At 38.9% G+C, this 20,386-nt stretch carries 22 protein-coding genes; 5 read left to right on the top strand and 17 right to left on the bottom strand.

What is annotated here, in order from left to right:
* Nucleotides 1-34: 34 nt before the first annotated feature.
* Both BLR54_RS14960 and BLR54_RS09845 read right to left on the bottom strand, forming a co-directional pair.
* Nucleotides 35-172, bottom strand: coding sequence for a hypothetical protein (locus tag BLR54_RS14960; RefSeq protein WP_176761917.1), 138 nt, complete (start codon nt 170-172; stop codon nt 35-37).
* Between the two features lie 195 nt (nt 173-367).
* Nucleotides 368-703 carry a hypothetical protein gene (locus BLR54_RS09845; RefSeq protein ID WP_090420355.1) on the bottom strand — a complete coding sequence of 112 codons (336 nt, stop codon included), beginning with the start codon at nt 701-703 and terminating at the stop codon, nt 368-370.
* Between the two features lie 89 nt (nt 704-792).
* Here BLR54_RS09845 and BLR54_RS09840 point away from each other — a divergent pair, with 89 nt between their 5' ends.
* The 3 genes from BLR54_RS09840 (at nt 793) to BLR54_RS09830 (ending at nt 2,866) form a co-directional block, all read left to right on the top strand.
* Complete coding sequence (locus BLR54_RS09840) at nt 793-1,080, top strand: zinc-ribbon domain-containing protein (RefSeq protein ID WP_090420352.1); 288 nt, start codon at nt 793-795, stop codon at nt 1,078-1,080.
* A complete protein-coding gene (locus tag BLR54_RS09835) occupies nt 1,070-1,528 on the top strand; it encodes a hypothetical protein (protein ID WP_090420349.1) in 459 nt (152 codons plus the stop codon). Before BLR54_RS09840 ends, BLR54_RS09835 begins: the two co-directional genes overlap by 11 nt.
* A gap of 96 nt (nt 1,529-1,624) precedes the next feature.
* Nucleotides 1,625-2,866, top strand: a complete 1,242-nt coding sequence (locus tag BLR54_RS09830) for a 2-hydroxyacyl-CoA dehydratase (protein WP_090420345.1) — start codon at nt 1,625-1,627, stop codon at nt 2,864-2,866.
* 79 nt (nt 2,867-2,945) lie between these two features.
* Here BLR54_RS09830 and BLR54_RS09825 read toward each other — a convergent pair whose 3' ends face one another.
* The 11 genes from BLR54_RS09825 to BLR54_RS09775 all read right to left on the bottom strand — a co-directional run bounded on the left by BLR54_RS09825 (nt 2,946) and on the right by BLR54_RS09775 (nt 14,932).
* A complete protein-coding gene (locus BLR54_RS09825; protein WP_090420341.1) occupies nt 2,946-3,743 on the bottom strand; it encodes an alpha/beta fold hydrolase in 798 nt (265 codons plus the stop codon).
* A gap of 10 nt (nt 3,744-3,753) precedes the next feature.
* Nucleotides 3,754-4,320: a hypothetical protein gene (locus BLR54_RS09820; RefSeq protein WP_242871235.1), complete on the bottom strand. Its 567-nt coding sequence runs from the start codon at nt 4,318-4,320 to the stop codon at nt 3,754-3,756.
* Entirely contained in the window at nt 4,280-4,702 is a 423-nt protein-coding gene (locus BLR54_RS09815) for a DUF4430 domain-containing protein (RefSeq protein ID WP_176761916.1), read from the bottom strand. The genes BLR54_RS09820 and BLR54_RS09815 overlap by 41 nt, the downstream gene beginning before the upstream one ends.
* 292 nt (nt 4,703-4,994) lie before the next feature.
* On the bottom strand, nt 4,995-5,351 hold the full coding sequence (locus BLR54_RS09810) for a hypothetical protein (RefSeq protein ID WP_090420329.1): 357 nt from the start codon (nt 5,349-5,351) through the stop codon (nt 4,995-4,997).
* Nucleotides 5,352-5,475: 124 nt separating this feature from the next.
* On the bottom strand, nt 5,476-5,961 hold the full coding sequence (locus tag BLR54_RS09805; protein WP_090420326.1) for a hypothetical protein: 486 nt from the start codon (nt 5,959-5,961) through the stop codon (nt 5,476-5,478).
* 184 nt (nt 5,962-6,145) lie between these two features.
* Nucleotides 6,146-7,510 (bottom strand): MATE family efflux transporter, encoded by a 1,365-nt coding sequence (locus tag BLR54_RS09800; protein ID WP_090420323.1) that lies wholly within the window; start codon nt 7,508-7,510, stop codon nt 6,146-6,148.
* 10 nt (nt 7,511-7,520) lie between these two features.
* Entirely contained in the window at nt 7,521-8,819 is a 1,299-nt protein-coding gene (locus BLR54_RS09795; protein ID WP_176761915.1) for a helix-turn-helix domain-containing protein, read from the bottom strand.
* A 129-nt stretch (nt 8,820-8,948) separates the two neighbouring features.
* Nucleotides 8,949-9,596, bottom strand: coding sequence for a DNA/RNA nuclease SfsA (gene sfsA / locus BLR54_RS09790; RefSeq protein ID WP_090420315.1), 648 nt, complete (start codon nt 9,594-9,596; stop codon nt 8,949-8,951).
* Between the two features lie 6 nt (nt 9,597-9,602).
* The gene (locus tag BLR54_RS09785) at nt 9,603-10,064 is read right to left on the bottom strand and encodes a hypothetical protein (protein ID WP_090420312.1); all 462 of its coding nucleotides are present in this window, start codon (nt 10,062-10,064) and stop codon (nt 9,603-9,605) included.
* 20 nt (nt 10,065-10,084) lie between these two features.
* Nucleotides 10,085-14,626, bottom strand: a complete 4,542-nt coding sequence (essC, locus tag BLR54_RS09780; protein WP_242871234.1) for a type VII secretion protein EssC — start codon at nt 14,624-14,626, stop codon at nt 10,085-10,087.
* Nucleotides 14,627-14,680: 54 nt separating this feature from the next.
* Nucleotides 14,681-14,932: an EsaB/YukD family protein gene (locus BLR54_RS09775; protein WP_090420309.1), complete on the bottom strand. Its 252-nt coding sequence runs from the start codon at nt 14,930-14,932 to the stop codon at nt 14,681-14,683.
* A gap of 287 nt (nt 14,933-15,219) precedes the next feature.
* On the opposite strand from BLR54_RS09775, the gene BLR54_RS09770 reads away from it, so the two are divergent.
* Nucleotides 15,220-16,749 (top strand): cellulase family glycosylhydrolase, encoded by a 1,530-nt coding sequence (locus tag BLR54_RS09770; RefSeq protein WP_090420306.1) that lies wholly within the window; start codon nt 15,220-15,222, stop codon nt 16,747-16,749.
* A 236-nt stretch (nt 16,750-16,985) separates the two neighbouring features.
* A complete protein-coding gene (locus BLR54_RS09765; protein ID WP_090420303.1) occupies nt 16,986-18,293 on the top strand; it encodes an ATP-binding protein in 1,308 nt (435 codons plus the stop codon).
* Between the two features lie 126 nt (nt 18,294-18,419).
* Here the strand turns inward: BLR54_RS09765 and BLR54_RS09760 are convergent, their stop codons facing one another.
* From BLR54_RS09760 to BLR54_RS09745, 4 genes are read right to left on the bottom strand one after another with little or no spacing between them, the layout of a single operon-like run.
* Nucleotides 18,420-18,881 carry a hypothetical protein gene (locus BLR54_RS09760; RefSeq protein ID WP_090420300.1) on the bottom strand — a complete coding sequence of 154 codons (462 nt, stop codon included), beginning with the start codon at nt 18,879-18,881 and terminating at the stop codon, nt 18,420-18,422.
* An 18-nt stretch (nt 18,882-18,899) separates the two neighbouring features.
* Nucleotides 18,900-19,340: a DUF5085 family protein gene (locus BLR54_RS09755; protein WP_090420299.1), complete on the bottom strand. Its 441-nt coding sequence runs from the start codon at nt 19,338-19,340 to the stop codon at nt 18,900-18,902.
* Nucleotides 19,341-19,348: 8 nt separating this feature from the next.
* Nucleotides 19,349-19,756, bottom strand: a complete 408-nt coding sequence (locus BLR54_RS09750; RefSeq protein ID WP_090420294.1) for a hypothetical protein — start codon at nt 19,754-19,756, stop codon at nt 19,349-19,351.
* Nucleotides 19,753-20,382: a hypothetical protein gene (locus BLR54_RS09745; RefSeq protein ID WP_090420291.1), complete on the bottom strand. Its 630-nt coding sequence runs from the start codon at nt 20,380-20,382 to the stop codon at nt 19,753-19,755. Before BLR54_RS09745 ends, BLR54_RS09750 begins: the two co-directional genes overlap by 4 nt.
* Nucleotides 20,383-20,386: the final 4 nt, after the last annotated feature.

The raw sequence follows: 20,386 nt of genomic DNA, 5'->3' as shown, positions 1-20,386 counted from the left end.
ACCTATAGCCCCTTAATGTCAAACTAATGTTCGATTATGTAATCATTGTTACCAGCGCTGTAGGCTCAGTAACTTCCTTTCGATTAGATGTGTTCATCAGAATAGCTGTGAGTGCAATTATAAAAAACACCACCAGCAATCCAATTGCGATAAGCTTTCCTTTATCTTCCATAGCTCAATCTCCAATCTATGGATTTCATGATAGCATAACAATGTGAATAAACTGGGGTTTGTGGAGGGTGGGGATGTTGGTTTACTGAGGTTGGCTTGCGGGAGTTGATTTATTGAGGTTAGTTTGTTGAGGTTGTTTTGTTGAAGTTGTTTTGTTGGAGTTGGTTTTTGGATTCTCTTGCTGGGATTTTACTACCTATAAAGAGATTCTTTTTCTAGGTAGTAAAATGTCTGCTCTTTTTACTACCTGCAGAGAGATTCTGTTTCTGGGTAGTAATTTGCTGGCTATTTTTACTACCTGCAGAGAGATTCTGTTTCTGGGTAGTAATTTGCCTGCTCTTTTTACTACCTGTAGAAAGATTCTTTTTCTAGGTAGTAATTTGCTGGCTATTTTTACTATCTGTAGAAAGATTTTGTTTCCAGGTAGTAAAATATCTGCTCTTTTTACTACCTGTACAGAGTTTTTGTTTCTAGGTAGTAAATTCAATCCACAAAATGGATTTTCTTGCCAAAACAAAGCGTTTTTTGTCATAAGTCGGTATCTTTATTGACAGCCACCGCTTTGGTTGATACACTTGCTCCTATTGATTAAGGGAGATTTACATAAGGAGCACTCTACATATGTTCATAATCAAAGGTTTCAAAAAATATAATGATGTGATTTTGACAATAGCGCATGAAGAGCAATGCATGAATTGTTGCTACAAGACCAAGCACAGGATAATCAAGTATTCAGAATACTTCACTCTATTTTTCATTCCCATTTTCCCTGTAAGTATCAAATACAAATTAGCATGCCCTCGATGCACATATGAGATAAGAATTAAGCATTCAGATATTAAGCATTATAAAGATAACAAAGGAGCTGCTGAATTATCTGCAGCAAGGATTGAAAAGTATGTTGAATAAGCAAAATCGTAAAAAAAACCTTAAAGCATATATTTCAATAGAGCTAGCTTTCTGGGAGAAGCTGCTTGCCTTTATCATTTTAATGATGGCATCCACAATAGCCGTATGCGAGCCAGACATTAGAGTATTTATTGTCACAATCCCTTTATGGTTTATTGGGTTTCTTCTGGTGTTCAAAGCAAGAGGAACCACAAAGGCTGCTGAGTGTCTGCAGGAATATGGTCCATTAATGGTTAATCATCCTGAGTATACTTTTGTCGAATACAGCAAAGCTGTCAGACGCGACCGTGATACAGTGACAAATGAAATTGAATTTATGTTAAAAAAGAAGATACTATTTGGTACTATTGATATTAGCAATCATAAATTTATTATGGATGAAGATTTTAGCCTAAGATATGTCCTGAACAAAGAACGCTGGAATGGTGCTGTTTTTAAGCAAGGCTAATTCATTCAACAATAGAATGTTCTATACTGGTAGAACTAAAGACAATGATAACAAGCCTGGACAAAAATGGTATGGCTTAAAACAAAGATAACTAGTATGTACAAAATTGATGAGACTAATAACAATGAAAAATATATTTTGCTGATACCATCTATGCTGGATTTTCATTTTCCATTGATGAAGTATGCCTTTTGCTCAAAGGAATATCATCCAATCATTTTGGATAATGAAGATGGCATTATTAATGTTGGCCTTAAATATGTAAACAATGATATGTGCTATCCGGCAATATGCAACTCTGGACAGATAATAGATGCTTTGCAATCTGGTAAATATGATTTAAGCAAAACCAGGGTTTTGATGGCCACCGCAGGAGATGCATGCCGAGGATCCAACTACATCACAACCATAAAGCGAGCCTTAAAGAAAGCTGGCTTTGAGCAGGTTCCAGTCGTAAATATTAATGTGCGTGGAATAGAGAAAAGCGAGACCATAAATGTTTCACCCGCTATGGCCTGGCGCGGACTGGTGTCCATATATTATGGCGACATCTTGATGCTACTTTTGCATCACTTGCGTCCTAATGAAATCACACATGGTCAAACACAAGAAAAATACCATTACTGGCTATCAGTTTTGTCAGAGGATTTGCGCTGCGGGAAACACCTTTCAATAAGAGCTATCAAAAGAAGATTCAAAGAAATTTCTGATGACTTCGCCCAGATTTCTCTAAACGAAAAAAGAAAACAACGCATTGGAATCGTTGGAGAAATCTTTCATAAATACAGCCATCTTGGAAATTGGAATTTGATTGATTATCTAGAAGAACAAGGATGCGAATCACATACCAATGGCGTTTCTTGGTATCTCATGTACTATGTTGATACACATCTACTTACGGAAAAGTCTGTACTAAGACCAGCCTATAAACTGGCTCAAAAGTTTTTCAATCACCTTCAAAAAGCAATGATAGACGCCATACGTGCAAATGGTTTCTATTCTATGGATGATTTCCTTTCTCTGAAAGAGCAGGTTCGTCCATATATCAGCATGGAATATAACATCGGGGATGGCTGGCTCATTGGTGCGGAATGCGCAGGGCACTTGCTGGAGGATTGCCCAAAGGTTATGGCGGTTCAAAGCTTTGGATGCATGCCTTTACAAACCTGCGGCAAAGGAATCTACACTCGCGTTGGTCGAGAGCTGGCAGATAAAGGCATTATTGCCTGGGCAGAAATTGATCACAGCGGAGCCGAGTCCAATTATTATAACAGAGTGCAGATGCTGATAGACTTTTCGCCACTGAAACAGAGTAACTCTATAAGTAGTGAAAAATAAGTTTATCTTTATAAAATGAACTTCTATATGATTAATAATAATCTTTAAAAAAATGGGGCTGCACCGGCAGCCCCATCATTTATCTATTACAATATTCTAAAACCTTATCATAGAAGCTTTTATCTTCTTCAAATAATCCATGGCCCAGTCCTTCAAAGATTAGCATCTCACTGTTAGCAATGCCAGCCTTCAATTCATAAGGTGCATCATTGCCTACTGTGTTGTCACAGTTTCCTGCCATGATGTAGGTTGGACATTTAATCTTTGATAACTCTTCTCTTGCATCAAACTCCAATATCGCATATGCGTTTTTAAGAAATCTATCGTAGGTTGCAGGTTTTGTGAATCTAGCAAGAGCTGGAAGATATTTCTTATTCTTTTCATTAAATGCTTTTGTGTATACCTTTTCTGCAGTATCAAGCATAAGCTCCGTGTGAGTGGAAGTGCTTGTCATATCAATCCATTTTGACACAACGGTCTTGATGGTTTCGTTAGCATAGGGTGCTGTCACCACAAGAATCAATTTTTCAACCAACTTAGAATGGTTTGCAGCCAAGTATTGGGATATCATTCCTCCTTGAGATACGCCCAAAACTATGGCTTTGGTTATTCCAAGGTTCTTCATGGCCTCAGCTTGATCATCCGCCATTTCCTTGATGGAATAATTGTCAGGAAGATCATTCTTTCTGCTAAACATGTACACCGTATAGTCTTTGAAAAAATGCTTGTAGCTGCCAGCTAAAAGCCAAGCTTTTCCCTTCACAGTCCACAAGCCATCAGACAATCCAGGTAAAACAACTAGGATTTTCTCGCCCTCTCCAAAGGCTGCATAATACATATCTGTGTTGCCAACTTTTACTTGTCCATTTTTCTTCACTGAAGTCACCTCAATAACTAAATCTCTTCATCACATTTTTAATTGGAATATAAAGCACTAGCATAAACACAAAGTTTCCAACACAATGCACCATATCCCACATTATTCCAGAAATCCACCATGGAAAAGCTGTGTTGAAGCCTGCTGCTATTCCACCAGAACTAAATCCTATAAAGAAGTACGTGATGGAGCAAAGCATTCCAAAGCAAAGTCCAAATATTCCAGAAAAGATTGCCCAGAACAGGGCTGAATCTTCTTTCCTAAACAACCATGTTAGCAATACCAGTAGAGGCCAGATATAAAGATACATTATCCACCAGGTATTCATTCCATAAACAATGCCCTCCACCAAAATGAAGGCTGGAACTACCGCCATCACCTTCCTACCAAAATAAAGTGTGAACATAATCAACCAGAAGGTAGTCAGCTCGATATTAGGCAAGAAACTAAGTGCCGCCTTGCAAACTTCAATTACTGCAATCATAAGCCCTGCCATAGCTATATCTCTAGCTTCAAAGCAGGGCTTGTTGTTCATTTTATTGAGCTGCTTCATAAGTCCAAGTGTAGGTATCACCATCAACTACAGGCTGCTCAGTCACACCATACTGACCGTACTCACCATTTACATAAAGTGCCCAGTAAGCACCATCCTTTTCAAAAATAGCCTGCTCATCGTTGATTACCTGAACCATGAGACCATAATCGCCGTCTTCACCACTAAATGAAAAACTGCTGTCGCTTTCAGCCAACTCATCCATGGCATCCTTCAAATACTCAGCATCAGTGTTTACATCATACTCTTTGCTGTCACCATTCGAATCCACTACCTCGATAACAATTGCCTTGTCACCAGCAGTGCCCTTTGCAGCAAACTTGTTGTAGCATAATGCGAATACCGCAATTAAAACCGCTAATACTACCGCACCAATTACTATTTTCTTTGAACTTTTCTTTTCCATCATTATTCTCCTGTTTCATTATTATTTTTATGGATAATATTCTAAACAATCAGTTAAGTTTTTATCCATCAATTTCTATTTGTTTTTCTGTGGGAAATCATAATCTATGACTTCTTGTGTGCTACTTAAGGAAAAAGCCCACAAGAACTCTGCTTTGTAGAGCAACATTTTCTTTCAGAAAATATTGGTCCATCTCCGGTTCTTGATTTTCTGATGAAAATCAAAAACCTATGACTTCTTGCTGGAAGAACAAGGAATTGCCAACAAGAATCTTTAATTATATTATGCTGAATTATAGTTTATTAATCCTTGTAAAGCAACAAAAAGCTCTGGATGACAATTTATCATCCAGAGCATATCTAGCATGGGTGGAGCTATTACTACCTGGGAGCAGATTCTTGTAGCAAGTAGTAAAAAGGAGCATGATTTTACTGCCCAGAAACAAATTCTCTCCACAGGCAGTAAAAGAACCAGTGATTTTACTTCCTAAAAACAGATTCTCTCTACAGGCAGTAAAAAGCCCAAGCATTTTACTTCCTAGAAACAAAATCTTTCCACAGGCAGTAATATGACCAATGGTTTTACTACCTGAAAGCAGAATTCCTCCACAGATAGTAAAAGAACCAGTGATCTTACTTCCTAGAAACAAATTCTCTCCACAGGTAGTAAAATGCTCAAGCAATTTACTACCTAATAAACAGATTTTCTCTACAGGTAGTAAAATGACCTATGGTTTTACTTTCTAGAAAGCATCTACTTATTCAGTTTTCTCTCTATCCCTCTTCATCATAATAAGTCGTCACAGGATTATCATTGTATTCATCAGCAGTGAAATCATAAAACTCTTTTATACGTACAACATTTCCTGACACAAGGAAATTCTTATATTCATAATATTTTACAGTTACACCCATCAGCTCAGTTCTTGCGGCAACATATTTTTTACCATCACGAGTCACTACTGCTTCCTCGCCCAATGACACACGCATAAAAAACAAAAATATGCCGCCTATAATAAATGCTGCAAAACAAAATAAAACTACAAATATATACTTTATGGACGATGCACTTTTGAGCAAACTCATTATTATTCCTATAAAAAATGCTACGCCCATGAATATTACTGACATCTGCACAAACCAGGCCCGCAATCTCCATCCAGCAAAATGGCAAATAACAGCCATCATCAAAAAAACAACAAAATACAGAAACGTCACAACACTTACTTTTTTTACAGCAAACTCTAATTTATTTTTCATAAAATATTGCCACCATTTTTTCTAACAACATAACTTATTCTATTTTTTATAAAATGTTAAAACCATTTTTTTAACAACATAACCTATTCTTTTTTCATAAAATGAACCTCTCATCTTTGTATTACAATCCATACTTCTTTTCATAGGATGCAACACCTAATTTCATCTTGCTTCTCATGGCCAGCTACACCTTTCTTTCAAACCACGAAATAACCTTATACAACAAGGTCACTGAAACCACCATCATAATAACCTCTGTTACAGGCTGGGCCCAGATCATGCCATTGAATCCAAATAAATGATTCAACAGCCAAAGCATTGGCATGTAAAGGAACAGCTGTCGAACAGCTGTTATCGTAAATGCGAATTGAGGCTTACCCATGGCCTGGAAGGAGGTGCGGCTCATGGAGATTGCACCAACAAAAGGAAGGATACACATGATGGTTCTAAGGACCTTTGCACCAGTTGCGATAACATCTGGTGACTGGGTGAATAGGCTGATGAGATTTGGAGCAAAGATTCCGAAAATAGCCATGACGCAAAGCTCCACAGAGCTTACAACCATCACGCCTGATTTTAAGATGCTAAGCATTCGTTTATAGTTCTTTGCACCATAGTTGTACCCCATAAGAGGCTGTGTTCCAGCAGCAAAGCCCTGATAAATATAATTTCCAAGAGAGAGTATCTTCTGGGCCACGCCCATTGCTGCAACTGTAAGCTCACCATAGCCTACAGCCAGGTTGTTGTTTATGATATAAGCCACTGAAGTCAACAGTGTTTCAAGGGTGGCAGGCACGCCTACCCAAAAGATTTCTCTAAGTATTTCTTTTGTTGGAAGTATGTACTTTGCACTAGGCTTCAAAAGTGATTTTCCTGAAGCATAAAGCAAGATAGATGCCACCATTCCAGCAGCGTTTCCAAGGATTGTGGCTATTGCAGCGCCTCGAATTTCCATGCCTAAAACAAAGATGAAAACTGGATCTAAGATGATGTTTACCACGGTTCCTAAAACCATCCCAATGATGGAATACTTTGCAGAACCTTCAGCTCTAAGAAGCTGACCAAAGGTATAATTTCCCATGGTAAAAATGCTTCCAAGCAAGATAATAAAGGTGTACTGGCTGGTATATTCAAAGGTGTTTGCCTTTGCTCCAAGTCCGGTAACAATCTGTGGAAGCAATGCGATACCAATCACGGTGACCAACAAACTGTTTAAAACTGTGAGAGTGAATCCAACCGTAAGTGTGTGGCAAGCTTTCTCCTTATTACCTGCGCCAAAGCTTCGCGCTATCAGAGAAGCTGCACCTGTGCCAACCATGTTTGAGATGGCAATCGAAATCATCATTGTAGGATATGCTAAGTTCACAGCTGCCAACTGGTAATCATCATGCATCAGGCCGATGAAATATGTATCAACTAAGTTGTAAAGCACCATTATCATCATGCCCATAATAAGAGGCACGCCCAGCTTTACTACTGCTTTGGCAGGTGCCTCTTGACTAAGTGTGTATATTCTTTTGTCTTGTTTTGTTTCCTTTGTTGTGTCCATAATTTTATTATTATATTTCCTCTGCAATAAGATTCATTTCTATACGTTGAAGGATTAATGGGATTGCCCTAGATGAATTAACAGCAAATCTGGCTTTAAGAGTATCTAACAATTCTTTCTTATCTGCCTCTGTTATTCCCAATGAATTACAATATATCACAATTGCTGCATCCGCAATCTGCCTTCCTAATGTTGTCTGCTGAATAAGTGAGCTATCTATGAGCAAAGATATATTTGATAAGCAATCCTGTCCAAAGGATGTAAATGAAAGCTCGTACATGCTAGAGAATCGATCCACTTCCGAAAAGTCTAGGTCCGTTGTGTATATATCCTCCAAATACTGATTGGCTACATTGCATATTTCCCTTTCAAGCTCTGCCAAGCTGACCAAAAATCCCTCATCATCATACTTCTGAGCTATGGTGCTTATAGGGAAAGTCTTGATTCCTCTGGTAATAAAAAGGTCTATAGTATATGAATCACTTCCAATCAGATGAGAGCCAATATTATCCGCAAACACATATACCTTAGTCAGGTTCTTTGCCCTCTTGCTAGCTCTAGCTATCCCACCTTTGTTATTCTCATGGAAGGATACAATGACTTCCTCACCTTTGGTGGCATCAACCTTTATGTAGACTGATATCCTGTAACCTCCATCCAATACACAAATAGCATTATCAAACTTTTCCTGTGACCTTATTTCTGTGAGCATGAAGGGCTGAATGTGCGAGAGATAATCCTTAATATAATCCAGCTTTTCTACTCCTACATAGTCTAAGTATTTGAAGAGATGTAAATTAAGCTTAGAATCATGTTCTGATTCATCCAACTTAACTCTGTCCAGCCTAGCAAGCTTACGAAGCTTTCGAGTTAACATCTTCTTTTGCAATAATTCAGCGTCTGTTTCAAAGCATTCTTGCTTTTTTGAAAGCTTATTGCTTTTTCTTTGAGTATGATTTTCTCCATCCTCCAACATGTTGCTAAGCTTTTCAAAATAGGAGATTATTGCTTTTTTGCTAGGAGCAGATACTGCTCTATAGATTTCAATTATGTTCTGTTCATCATCAGTAAGAAGCTGTTCAACTTCTAGACTTCCAGATGTTTCCAGCTCATCTTCATCCATTAAAAGCTCATAGAGGCTGATTCCAAGAGTCCGACTGATTTTTAAAAGCTTGTCAGAGCTTGGAACTTTACCGTGACGCTTCCAATCACTAACTGTGCTCTCAGGAATTCCTGACAACTTTGAAAACTCTTTTTGTGTAAATCCCTTTTCATTTATCTTTTCAAATATTCTATCATTTATGCTCATATCTGCGCCCTCAATCCGCAAGTGCGGATTCAATATACAAAAACTAAGCAACAGCATATGCCATTGCTTAGTTAAATAATAATCCGCAACTACGGATTTGTCAATCCTGTCCTCTTAATCTAATAAAATTTATATAATCACAAGCTCATCCTCTTTTACCTGGCACTGTAGGAACAGCACCTCTACCCCGGCTGCTTTAGCCTCTGCAAGAGCTACTCCAAATTCAGGATGAGTGTCTACATTTGGGCGCACTTCGTTTACCCCCTCCACTTGAATTACAAAGGCTATGATTGCTTTGTAGCCAAGCCGAGTTGCAGCGGTAAGTTCCCTAAGATGCTTTACCCCTCGCTCTGTAGGAGCATCTGGAAAATAGCCGATGCCATCCTTTATTAAAGTACAGCCCTTCACTTCCATCAGAAATTTATCAGCCCCACGCTCCATATAAAAATCGATTCTAGAGTTTCCATATTTGTATTCCGGAATTACAAGGTCATAGTCCTGTGTGGCTAGCCACTCATTCACCACTGCATTAGGTGCCTGAGAGTCAATGTTTACAAGCCCCACTTCCGCTTCTACTGCCACCAGGTCATACAAGGTCTTTCGTGAGGGATTATCAGACTTTTCAAGATAGACTGTGGCCCCTGGCAGCAACAGTTCCTTGCACCTACCAGTGTTTTTCACATGTACAGTAGTCTCATGTCCTTTAATATCAACCTGGGCTATAAATCGGTTGGGCCTCGATATAAATTTTGCCTTTACAATGTTTTTGTATTTCATACTTGTTTATTCCGCCAAAACAGCCTTTTTAAAATCCTCATACATTTCAAAGGCTGTTTTTAGGATTTCATCTAAATCATCATAATCACCATATATTGGCTGTTTTATCCTATAATCTAAACTAATTAAACGTCTTGAATATGTACTCCATGGCGCCCCTAAAAGTAATTCATCATCTTTTCTTACAACCCATACTAAATCAGCTTTTCCATCCCTCAAAATAATGTGAAAACCAAAGGAATAATCTTCAACTTCCTCTTCTTGAATCTTAAAAAACTTTTCCTTCGAATCAAACAAAGGCTTGTATCCTAGTGCGGCAATAGAATCCATCACTTCTTCTCCATCAAGATATATTAATCGCTCTGATAATGGTGTCCTTTCTGAATCGTACTCGTTAGACAACTCCTCATAACGCTTAACAAAATCTATTTTTGTCAATGCATCTTTTATTCTTGAATCTAATTCCATAATATTTTCTTCTCCTTTCCTCACTCATCCCACAGCGGTGTCTTCAGCTTCACGATAAGATTGTCCTTCAGGTAGTATCCATCTCCCAACTCAATCTGCTTCTTAAAGGCCTTGGCTGCTACAAGTGGGATTTCTGCTGCTTTCATTGCGCCCAAATTGTCGAAGAACATAAAGTGCTTTTGTTCCTTCAGCTTCTTGAGGATTTCAGGTGCGTTGTATGGGATTGGTTCATTTTCAATTCCACCAATTATGATTCCCACCTTCATGTTCTTATACTTTCCAATTATATTTTTGAAGGAAGCTAAGGCGGTAGCATTTGTTGAAATTGCAGTAATAGCATCTGCAGAGTTAAATACCAAAAGCAATAGTTTCGCCTGAGCTAAAACAGTATCCTCGCCAGCTGTAAGCGCATCATATCTAGCGCCAAGAACCTGCTCAGCCTTTGCAATCAATTCTACTGCAACTTCGTTAGTCATGCCATAGGTCATAACATTTGGCTTATCCTTCAGGTGTGCAAGTCCCTTGTCGATACCATCGATGATGTGAACCTCAGTCATATCCGGATACATTCGAGCAAGCATATTTACAGTATAGTTTATGAAATTATGTCTGCCGGAACCTGCTCGTCCACAGACGGCGATAGCACCCATGCTACCTACATCCACCACATAAGGCTCCACAGTGGCATAGTTCAAGCCCACAACAAGCTCGAATTTCTTCTTTGCAAAGCCGACGTAAGACTTCACCACAGTTTCTGCCTTCAAAAGTGATGGGATGACAGGAATCTGGCGAGCCTGCATGTCAGGATATGCAGCGTTTTGCTCAGCTACAAATTCTCTTATGGCCTGGACTCTTTCAATTTCCTTCACACCCTCGAAGGCCAGATATGTCTGGCAATCCATATGGTTCTTGTTGATTTCCACCAGACATCTTCCGTGGATGTCCTCTATTCTCTCTCGGCAATGCTCAAACAGAGTGCTGTACTCATTTGAATCGTTGCAGAACATTGCCATGCGACAAGAGAAATTGCTCAGGTATTTGTAGCCCATGCCGGCAGTCTGAGTGTTGGCGATAATCACAGTGATACCCACAGTCAAACCCTCACGGCAGATACCCAGAAGCTCGTCGTTTTCAGTGAAATACATTTCACGAAGTGCTGTCAGGTTGTCAACCAACAGAAGGATTTGAGGAAGGTCTGTCTTGCCTGCCTCTAAATAAGCCGCAAAGGAGCTAACTCCCACTGAAAGGAGCTTCTTCTTTCTGGCTTCAATCTCTGAATAAAGGAGCTTGAAAAGATTCTTTAGTTTTTCATCATCAGAGGAGGTTACAACACCACCCACATGATTCAGACCTTCAAAATTCTTCAGCACCATAGATGCAAAATCGATTGCATAAATGTTGACCTGTGCAGGAGAATACTTTGTGGCAACACTTCTGATGATGGTCTGAAGCAGATTTGTTTTGCCGGATTGTGCCGAGCCAATCAACATCACATTCTCGCGGGTCAGGTTAATTGTGTGCATTCCCTGATACTGACTATCTGGATCATCATATACACCAATCTCTGCCACGATATCCGTATCTACGAATTGAAGTTCTTCCTTTGAAGGGAAGGCAATAACCTCTGCAAGAGGTGGCAAGCATATAGCCTGAAGCTTTTCAATATGCTGCTCATCACAGTACTCGCTGATGCGCTCTACAATCGCCTCCAGCTGATTCTGGTCGCCCTTTACCTTCTCACCCTTTTGCTTGTACAAAACTGTTCTGCGTCCAGCTAAATCCACACCGTCTATTTCGTATTTACGTTTATTTTCTGTGCTACTAACCACAGCTGGCGCACCTGAATATGCCGACTGGAACAGCTCGAAAATCTCGTTATTTCCTACCTGAAGATAAGCTCGTCCAGGCTCTCTGATTTCTGCTGCAAGAGGAGATTTGATAACCTCGTTACTATCTGATTTATCCTGCACCTTCAGACAAAGCTTGAACTTTGAGTTGGACCAGATCTGGTCGTTTACAACGCCTGCTGGCTTCTGGGTGGCAAGAATCAAATGCACACCAAGGCTTCGTCCGATACGAGCTGCTGAAATCAACTCCTTCATAAACTCTGGCTGCTCGCTTTTAAGCTCTGCAAACTCATCTACTACCAAAATCAAATGTGGAAGAGGTGTCTCAACTTCGCCCTGCTTGTAAAGGCTAATATAATCGTCAATCTTGTTTACCTTTGCCTCTGAGAATAAAGCTTGGCGTCTCAAAAGCTCCGCCTTGATAGAGCGAAGTGAACGATCAATTTGTTTGCCGTCAATATTTGTGATGGTGCCTGTCAAATGTGGCAGATTTTCAAACTGGTTTGCCATACCACCACCCTTGAAATCGATGATTACAAAGCCCACCTCGTAAGGATGGAACAAGGTAGCCATTGAAAGGATGTAGGATTGGATGATTTCTGATTTACCTGAACCAGTGGTACCAGCCACAAGACCATGAGGTCCCATATACTTCTCGTGAATATCAAGATACACAGTTTCACCGGTGCTTCGCACACCTAGTGGCGCTGCCATGCTCTTGTAGATTTTCGAATTACCCCAGCGCTGACTTAAATCAAGATCATAGGCATTCATAATTCCAAGCAACTCATACAGAGTAATATTCTTGGTGAGAGTTTCCTCCAGGCTCATCTCATCAATATAGACGCAGCCCAATCTAAGGGCCAGCTCCTGAACCTCTGCCCTACTTGTATGAGGATAGACGAATGGCTGAATCTGCTTGCCATCCTCCGCATCCTGAATGTATCCCTTGTAAGTGTTGCTCTCTAAGAAAACCAGCTTTGAACAGAACATATTCAAGAGCTCTGGCTGCTCCTCCCAAAACAGGAAAACAAAACCAAGACTTGCTGCCTTTTCCACATAATCCATAACAGGATGTTTGCCAATCTTTTCTGAGCGATAAACAAAAACAACAAAAGTTGGTAGCTCTTTTATTACGTCAGCCTTCAGCTGCTCACGGGCAGAAAGCTCGTTGTACAAAAACTCAAGGGCCTGTTTTGCACTTTCATCATCGTACATAAAATATCTCATACCGCCATTGTCGGAAGACATGTTCTTAAACCATCGAGCCCACGAAAAATCTGGCACATCATTCTCACCAAGGATTAAGAACATCTTCACTTCCTTGTAAAAATACTCGCCGGCAATGGTGACAATCATATTTTTCATAAGCTGATAAAGCTTTGTTCTGTCTGCCACAAAGCCCACAGCATTGGCGTCTCTAAGCTGAAGCACCACCGGCATACCATCGATATACTGATACTTGTCGTGAATCTGCTCAGGGATATCCATCATGGCATCATCAATATCGATGTATTCCTGTGGTTTGAAGCACACCTGAACCGCAGATTTCACTAGGCCTGTTCCAATCCACACATCCAAGAAATCCTCTTCATCCTTTGTATGAGAGAAAAGATTTCCATCGAAATGCTGAATGGAATTCATAGTGTCTTCAACAGAACGATTCATACGAAGCTGAATGGTTTTCTCGTCCGCACGGGACTCAATGATTTCATTCTCTTTGCCCTGAATATAATTGTTGTAGTAAGCGATTCGTTTTTCTTCCTTTTCTGCGCGCTTCTTTTTATCTTGGAAATAGTTAATGACAGCCAGCACACCACTGATTACACCTGATGCTGCAAACATAATCACATAACCAATGTTGCTGCCCATCATCAGGCCACGAAGTACTACCATGACACAAAGCATCATGACTGTTGGCAGCAATATCATAAACAGATTCTTGTGCTCGTCATTGGTCTTTGACTTTGGAGGGAGCACCTCAATAGAATCCTGAGGAACCTTGTAGTGCTGACGAACACTTCTGGTGTACTTAGGATATTGGAAATGAATATTCTTGGCCTCTATCAACTGACTTGGAAGATTTGTTGCCACCCCCAAGGTGTCAGAGGTGTACAGCAGCTCCCCATCGAGATAAAAGGAATGACCATAGATTCCCAAGAAATCCTTTGGTTTGAAAAGCTCATTTCTATCCTTGTGAAGGCTACCGTTGATAGTGGTGCCATAGGCAAGCTTGCTATCGTCGATCTGGAACCCACCATTAGCCCTAATCAGAGTCACAGCACCATCCTTCAACTCCCTGTCAAAGAAGCGGATGGTGGAATTACCTGCTCCGCCAATGGAAATTGTATTCTGCCCTTGGATGTTGATTACATAGTTGTAGTTGTCCTGCACTGTAGAAAAATCAGCATCAAATTGAAGATTGATAAGCTCCTGCCTGGTGTTTTCATCCATAGCAAGTAAAGCTCCACCCACTCTGATTTCAAAGGATGCCGCCTCATTTCCATTTGCAGAAAAATATATTCCCGAATCAGCAGACACTATCACTGACCCCTGATTGTTCTTCAGGCGAATAATAAAGTCTCTGCCAAAGTCCTCAGAAATAAATTGGACCTGACAATTGCGACTAGTACCAATCATCAAGCCCTCAAACGAATCCTCTACAGTGACCTCTTTGTAAACTCTACTGTTGAATAATGTAATCTTATATTTCATAGACACCCCTTCAGTCATTTGTCCCTGACAGTTTCTAGTTGAAATCACTTATCATTACCGCTCATAAAAAACAACAGAACCATCCCTAAGCCCCAGCTGCTCCAACTGAGCCTCTCCCTTTATAAGGGCAATAGGATTTTCAGCCCGAAGATAGCACTGCTTGGAATCATCCATATTTATGTCTAGATTAAAGCTCTTCTTCAAACCATAAATCAGCTCGTTAGCTGTTATGTCCACCGGAACTTCTATATCAAATTCCTCGTTCTTTTTCACATTTCTAAATCTAATAATCAAACTATTGTCCATATCCCACCTCGCACTTCTCCACAATCTACCCCTATATTACAAATAAGTTTTTATAGTTCTGTGAAAAAACAAAGGAGATTTGTGCTTGCTACCACTATAGAGAGGATGATTAATTGCCGAAAAATAATATAGATTTTAATTATTTCTTCAGAAAATCAAGGATATATGAACCGCTTATTACGAATTTGTAACTTTTCATTTACATAACGACAATAATATGGTATATTCTACGGGCGGTAATTAATAAACGAAATAATACCGTAATACAACAAGAAAGGGCAGAAAAAATGAAAAGAAGAATTAGTATCATTGCTTCGTTAGCATTAGCTACAGTACTTGCCGTTGGACAGCCATTATCTATGCCAGTGGTAAATGCTGCAAACACTACTACACAAGCAACAACTAAGGGGAGTACACAGACACCATTCGCACAGCACGGAAAGCTTTCTGTAAAGCAGACAAGCAGCTTCAAGGCTCCAACAATCGTTGATAAGAATGGTAAGCCTGTTCAGTTACATGGTATTAGTACACACGGCGTACAGTGGTTTCCACAGTATGTAAACAAGGATGCCTTCAAGAGCTTAAGAGATGATTGGGGTATCGACACAGTTAGACTTGCTGTATATGCTCGTGAAAATGGATATACACAAGGAAACAAAAACTTAATGGATCAGAAGATCCAGGAAGCTGTTAAGGCAGCACAGGAACTTGGCATGTATGTAATCATCGATTGGCATGTATTAAACTACAATCCAAACGAAGATATCAATGCAGCAAAGTCATTCTTTACAACTTACGCAAACAAGTATAAGAATGTAGACAACGTAATCTTTGAGATTGCCAACGAGCCAACAAGCACAAACTGGTATGATGGCAGCGGTAAGGATTTATACACATACAGCAAGACTATCGCTGGTGTAATCAGAAAGACTGGTGCAAACAACATCATCATCTGTGGTACAAACGACTGGTCACAGAGAGTAGATCAGGTTGCAGATAAGCCACTTAAGAACGATGGTTTCCAGAACATCATGTACACAGTTCACTTCTACGCTGCAACTCACTACGATGGAATTAAGAACAACGTACGTGCAGCAGTTAACGCAGGTACACCTATCATCTGTACAGAGTTTGGTGTTTGCGATGCTTCAGGTAACGGCGGATACGACTTCAACAATGCAAACGATTGGATGAAGCTCTTCAAGGAGAACAACATCAGTTTCGCAATGTGGAGCTTATGTAACAAGGGCGAGTCAGCTTCAGCACTTAACTCTTCTTGCTCAAAGACAAGCAACTGGACAGAGTCAGATCTTAGTGAAGCTGGTAAGTGGCTTGTAAAGACTTGCAAGAGCAGCGAGCTTACAAACAACACTAGCAACTCAAGCAGCCAGCCTTCAACAAAGCCTGAGACAAAACCAGAGACTAAGCCTGAAACAAAGCCTGAGACTAAGCCTGAGACTAAGCCTGAAACAAAGCCTGAAACAAAGCCTGAGACTAAGCCTGAGACAGGTAAGACTACAGGTAATGCTGTAACATTTGATGTTGCTTCTGATTGGGGAACAGGTTTCTCAGCTAACAACACATTTACTAACAACACTGGAAAAGCTATGACAAGCTGGAAGATCGAGTTCGATAGCGATGTAAACATCACAGCTATCTGGAATGCAAAGATCGTTTCTCACAAGGGTAAGCACTATGTAATCCAGAACGAGTCATACAACGGAAATGTAGATAAGGGCGCTTCTGTTTCCTTCGGCTTCAACGGCGAAAAGGCAAACGGCACAACTGCTACATTTACAAATGTAAAAGTAAAATAATATAAATACTAACAGGACCCAGCCGGGTCCTGTTTTTTACTGTAGACATCTATCACATCTGATGGATGTCTATTTTTGTCTTATGGTTATATATTGGGAGTTAGTCTATTAGTGGATTTTTAGAATAATAAATGTTATAATATACCAAAATGTTGATGAGAGGTACATTTTAGAGTTCTAAAATGTTGATGTTATAGCAATTACATCATTCCAAAATGTTGATGAGAGGTGCATTTATGCTGAGAAGAAAAGCAACAGACCAGCTAAAATACTGGGTGGATCACAAGGAAAAAAAATGTCTTGTTGTACAAGGTGCTAGACAGACTGGAAAAACATATATTATCGAAAGATTTGCAGAAGATAATTATGAAGAGGTAGTTGAAATAAATTTTAAAGAAATGCCTTCCGCAAAGACAATATTTGAAGGAGATTTAACCGTTGATAACATGGTTATGGCACTTCGATTTCGTTTTCCAGATAAAAAGATTATTCCTAGTAAAACGTTAATATTCTTTGACGAGATTCAGGAATGCGAAGAAGCCATTACAGCATTGAAGTTCTGGGCATTAGATAACAGATACGATGTTATAGTATCAGGTTCGCTACTTGGAATTGATTATAAACGTGCATCCTCATATCCAGTAGGCTATGTTGATTATCAGAAAATGTATGGTTTAGATTTCGAAGAATTCCTCTGGGGATTAGGTATTACTGAGGAGATGATTGACTCTCTAAAGACATGTATTGACAAAAAACAGCCTGTTCCTACCGCAATTAATGATCAGATGTTTAGCTATTATAGGCAATATATAGCTACTGGCGGTATGCCTGAAGCTGTTCAAAAATATTTGGATACAAAGGATTATAGAGAAGTTGACAATATACAAAGGAGTCTTCTTCAAGGATATCTATATGATATCGCCCATTATGCAACTGCAGAAGAAAAAGTAAAAGCAGAAAAGTGTTATCTCACTCTAGGTAAACAACTACTCGATAAAGAAAATCATAAATTTCAATATAAAGAAATTGAAAAGGGCGCCAGGGCTCAAAAATATTATAATAGTATAGACTGGTTGCTTAGAGCTGATATGGTGCATTTAAGCAGGATTGTAACAGATATTAGATATGATTTGGATGACTATGCTCGAAATGATTTCTTTAGAGCGTACACTACCGATTTATCGTTACTAGTTGCAATGAAGGATTTTTCGCTTAAGCAACACATAGTGGAAAATACACTAGAAGGTAATACCAAAGGTGGAATATATGAATGTGCTATAGCAGACGCATTGCACAAAAAAGGATATAACCTCTACTTTTACAAAAATGAAACTACAAAAAAGGAACTAGATGTAATTATCCAAAAAGATGGAAAAGTTATTCCTATAGAAGTTAAGGGTGGAAAAGCAAACGCAAATTCAATTAATTCAGTATTAAAAAAATATGATGATATTACGTTCGCATATAAATTTATTGATGGCAATGTAGGTGTGAGTGACAATGGACTGGTGACTTTACCATTATACATGGCTCCATTCATCTAAAATACCAACTAACAGGACCAAGCCGGGTCCTGTTTTTTTACTCTTATCCAAAATCAATCCTCCCAAGGCATTACATATACTATCTACGCTAGCGTCATTATACTGAATATATATGAAAAAACTGCATTATAATTTCATCATTCTATCCACCAGATATTCTATTCCGGCAACTTGCTTTACCTTGCTTAGCCTAGAACCAATAGTATTCCCTACAAATGACAAATTCATTTTGCCTTCGTTGGTCTTTATGGATATTACTCGTCTACCGAACAATCCTTTTTTGACTTTAGCTTCTATGATATCTGCAAACGCAAGCACAAACCCTCCTGTCATAACACTTGGGTCTATATTTGAAATACAGCAAAATGAAAGGTAATTTTCAGACACCCCAACATAACAATACTGATTAGCTAAGGCACCAACAGCTCCACCGCCAGGTATGCCGAGAGCATTCATTCCTGCAGCAATTCCCATTATAGCCTTTGCATCAGCCATAATTGTTCCCCACATTGTTGCTTGAAAACTCTCTCCAGAAACTAAAAAGCTGTTTAACATTTCCATTTTTCTGTTTTCATTCATTAATTCCATCTTACATCCCCTCCAGAATCACTTAGTCTTCAGTAAAACATACGGCTTATTATTCTTCCTAGTGTGTATCTCATGATAAAAGGATGATTTCTTATGTTCCCCTTTTGATTCTTGATACATTGTTATTGCTGCCCAACTGGCCTCTGCTTGTTCAGGCTTTTCTATAATCTTGGAAAGCATTTCATCCAAATAAAAATATGAGCTATAGGTTGTATCTTCATCATCATAATCTACATATTCTTTTGCTGGCATAAAAATCTGTATAAGAGCAACACCTTCGAAAGTCACCTCTTCAATGGAATAAAACATATTTCCATTTTGAACAGCACCAATTATGCTCATGGTTCTAGTGAAGTCTTCCATGGCATCACCAAACATATCATACCTACAGAGATACGACTTACTATACACATGACGATATGCCATCTTATCATGTTTATAAATATACTTTGTATTCATATTTCAGACTAAACCTCCGCATATACATCAGTGACAATTCCGCCAGGAATTGGAATCTGAACCAGATAAATGTCTTTAACAATCTGTCCTTCCTTTTCTGCAAAAGCTTTTAATTCATTCCACATAGAATTATAATCTGTATCAAAGTCTAGATATCTTGTATAAATACATTTATCACAACAAAAAGATGGATAATAATCCAGTCCGTCTGGTACATTTTCTATTTCACGATTCATTGGAAGCAAAACATCGAAATGTTGTGTATCCTCTGTAACCTTAAATACTTTTGGACACGTGGTGTACAAACCATCCTCTAGCAACTTATCACTAATTAACTCAACTTTGTCCTGTTGCGCCAAATCTGCTTTGAAGCTTAATACATTATTTAATTCAAAATGTTCATATGTAAATTTCATTCGTTTTCCCTCTTATAAACTTTATCCCACGTGTATTTGCGATTGTATATAAATCCATCATTTTGAAGTTTATCTAGTAGCTTACCTTGTATATTATTCTCTTTCATTCGTGTGTATACATCTTCTGGATTATCGCCTGGTTGTTTTGTTTCGTTGTAGATTTGACTAAGCCATTTTTTATATTTTTTTGCATCTGATAAACTAAATGATAGTCCATAGTATCTTCCTGGAATATCTATCCCGTATTCTTTTGTTCCACTCATGCCTATAGCTCCTATAGAAATAACCTCTTCTATAATAGCTCTATATACTTTTATAACCTTAATATATTCTCTTACATACTCTGGAAATCCCCACCATATCAAATCAAGCATTGGTAATACTATTACAGAGCCATCTAACAACATAAACCCTATAAATGACCTACTTCCTTGATAGTTAGGAGAATGTTCAATCGTGCTTACCCATGAAAGAATTAACTCATTTTTAGGAATTTTCCACTTTTTTATTACTATATGTTTGAACAACAGTAAACGTATTTCCAAAGAACAACTATCTATATACAACTCTAAATCACAAAATAAATCCTGAGCCTGACATGAACAAACATAATTACTCTTATCCAAAAAT

It is taken from the genome of Pseudobutyrivibrio sp. YE44, from assembly GCF_900104335.1.
GTDB lineage: Bacteria > Bacillota > Clostridia > Lachnospirales > Lachnospiraceae > Pseudobutyrivibrio.
This window is presented reverse-complemented; position numbering and strand designations above follow the sequence as displayed.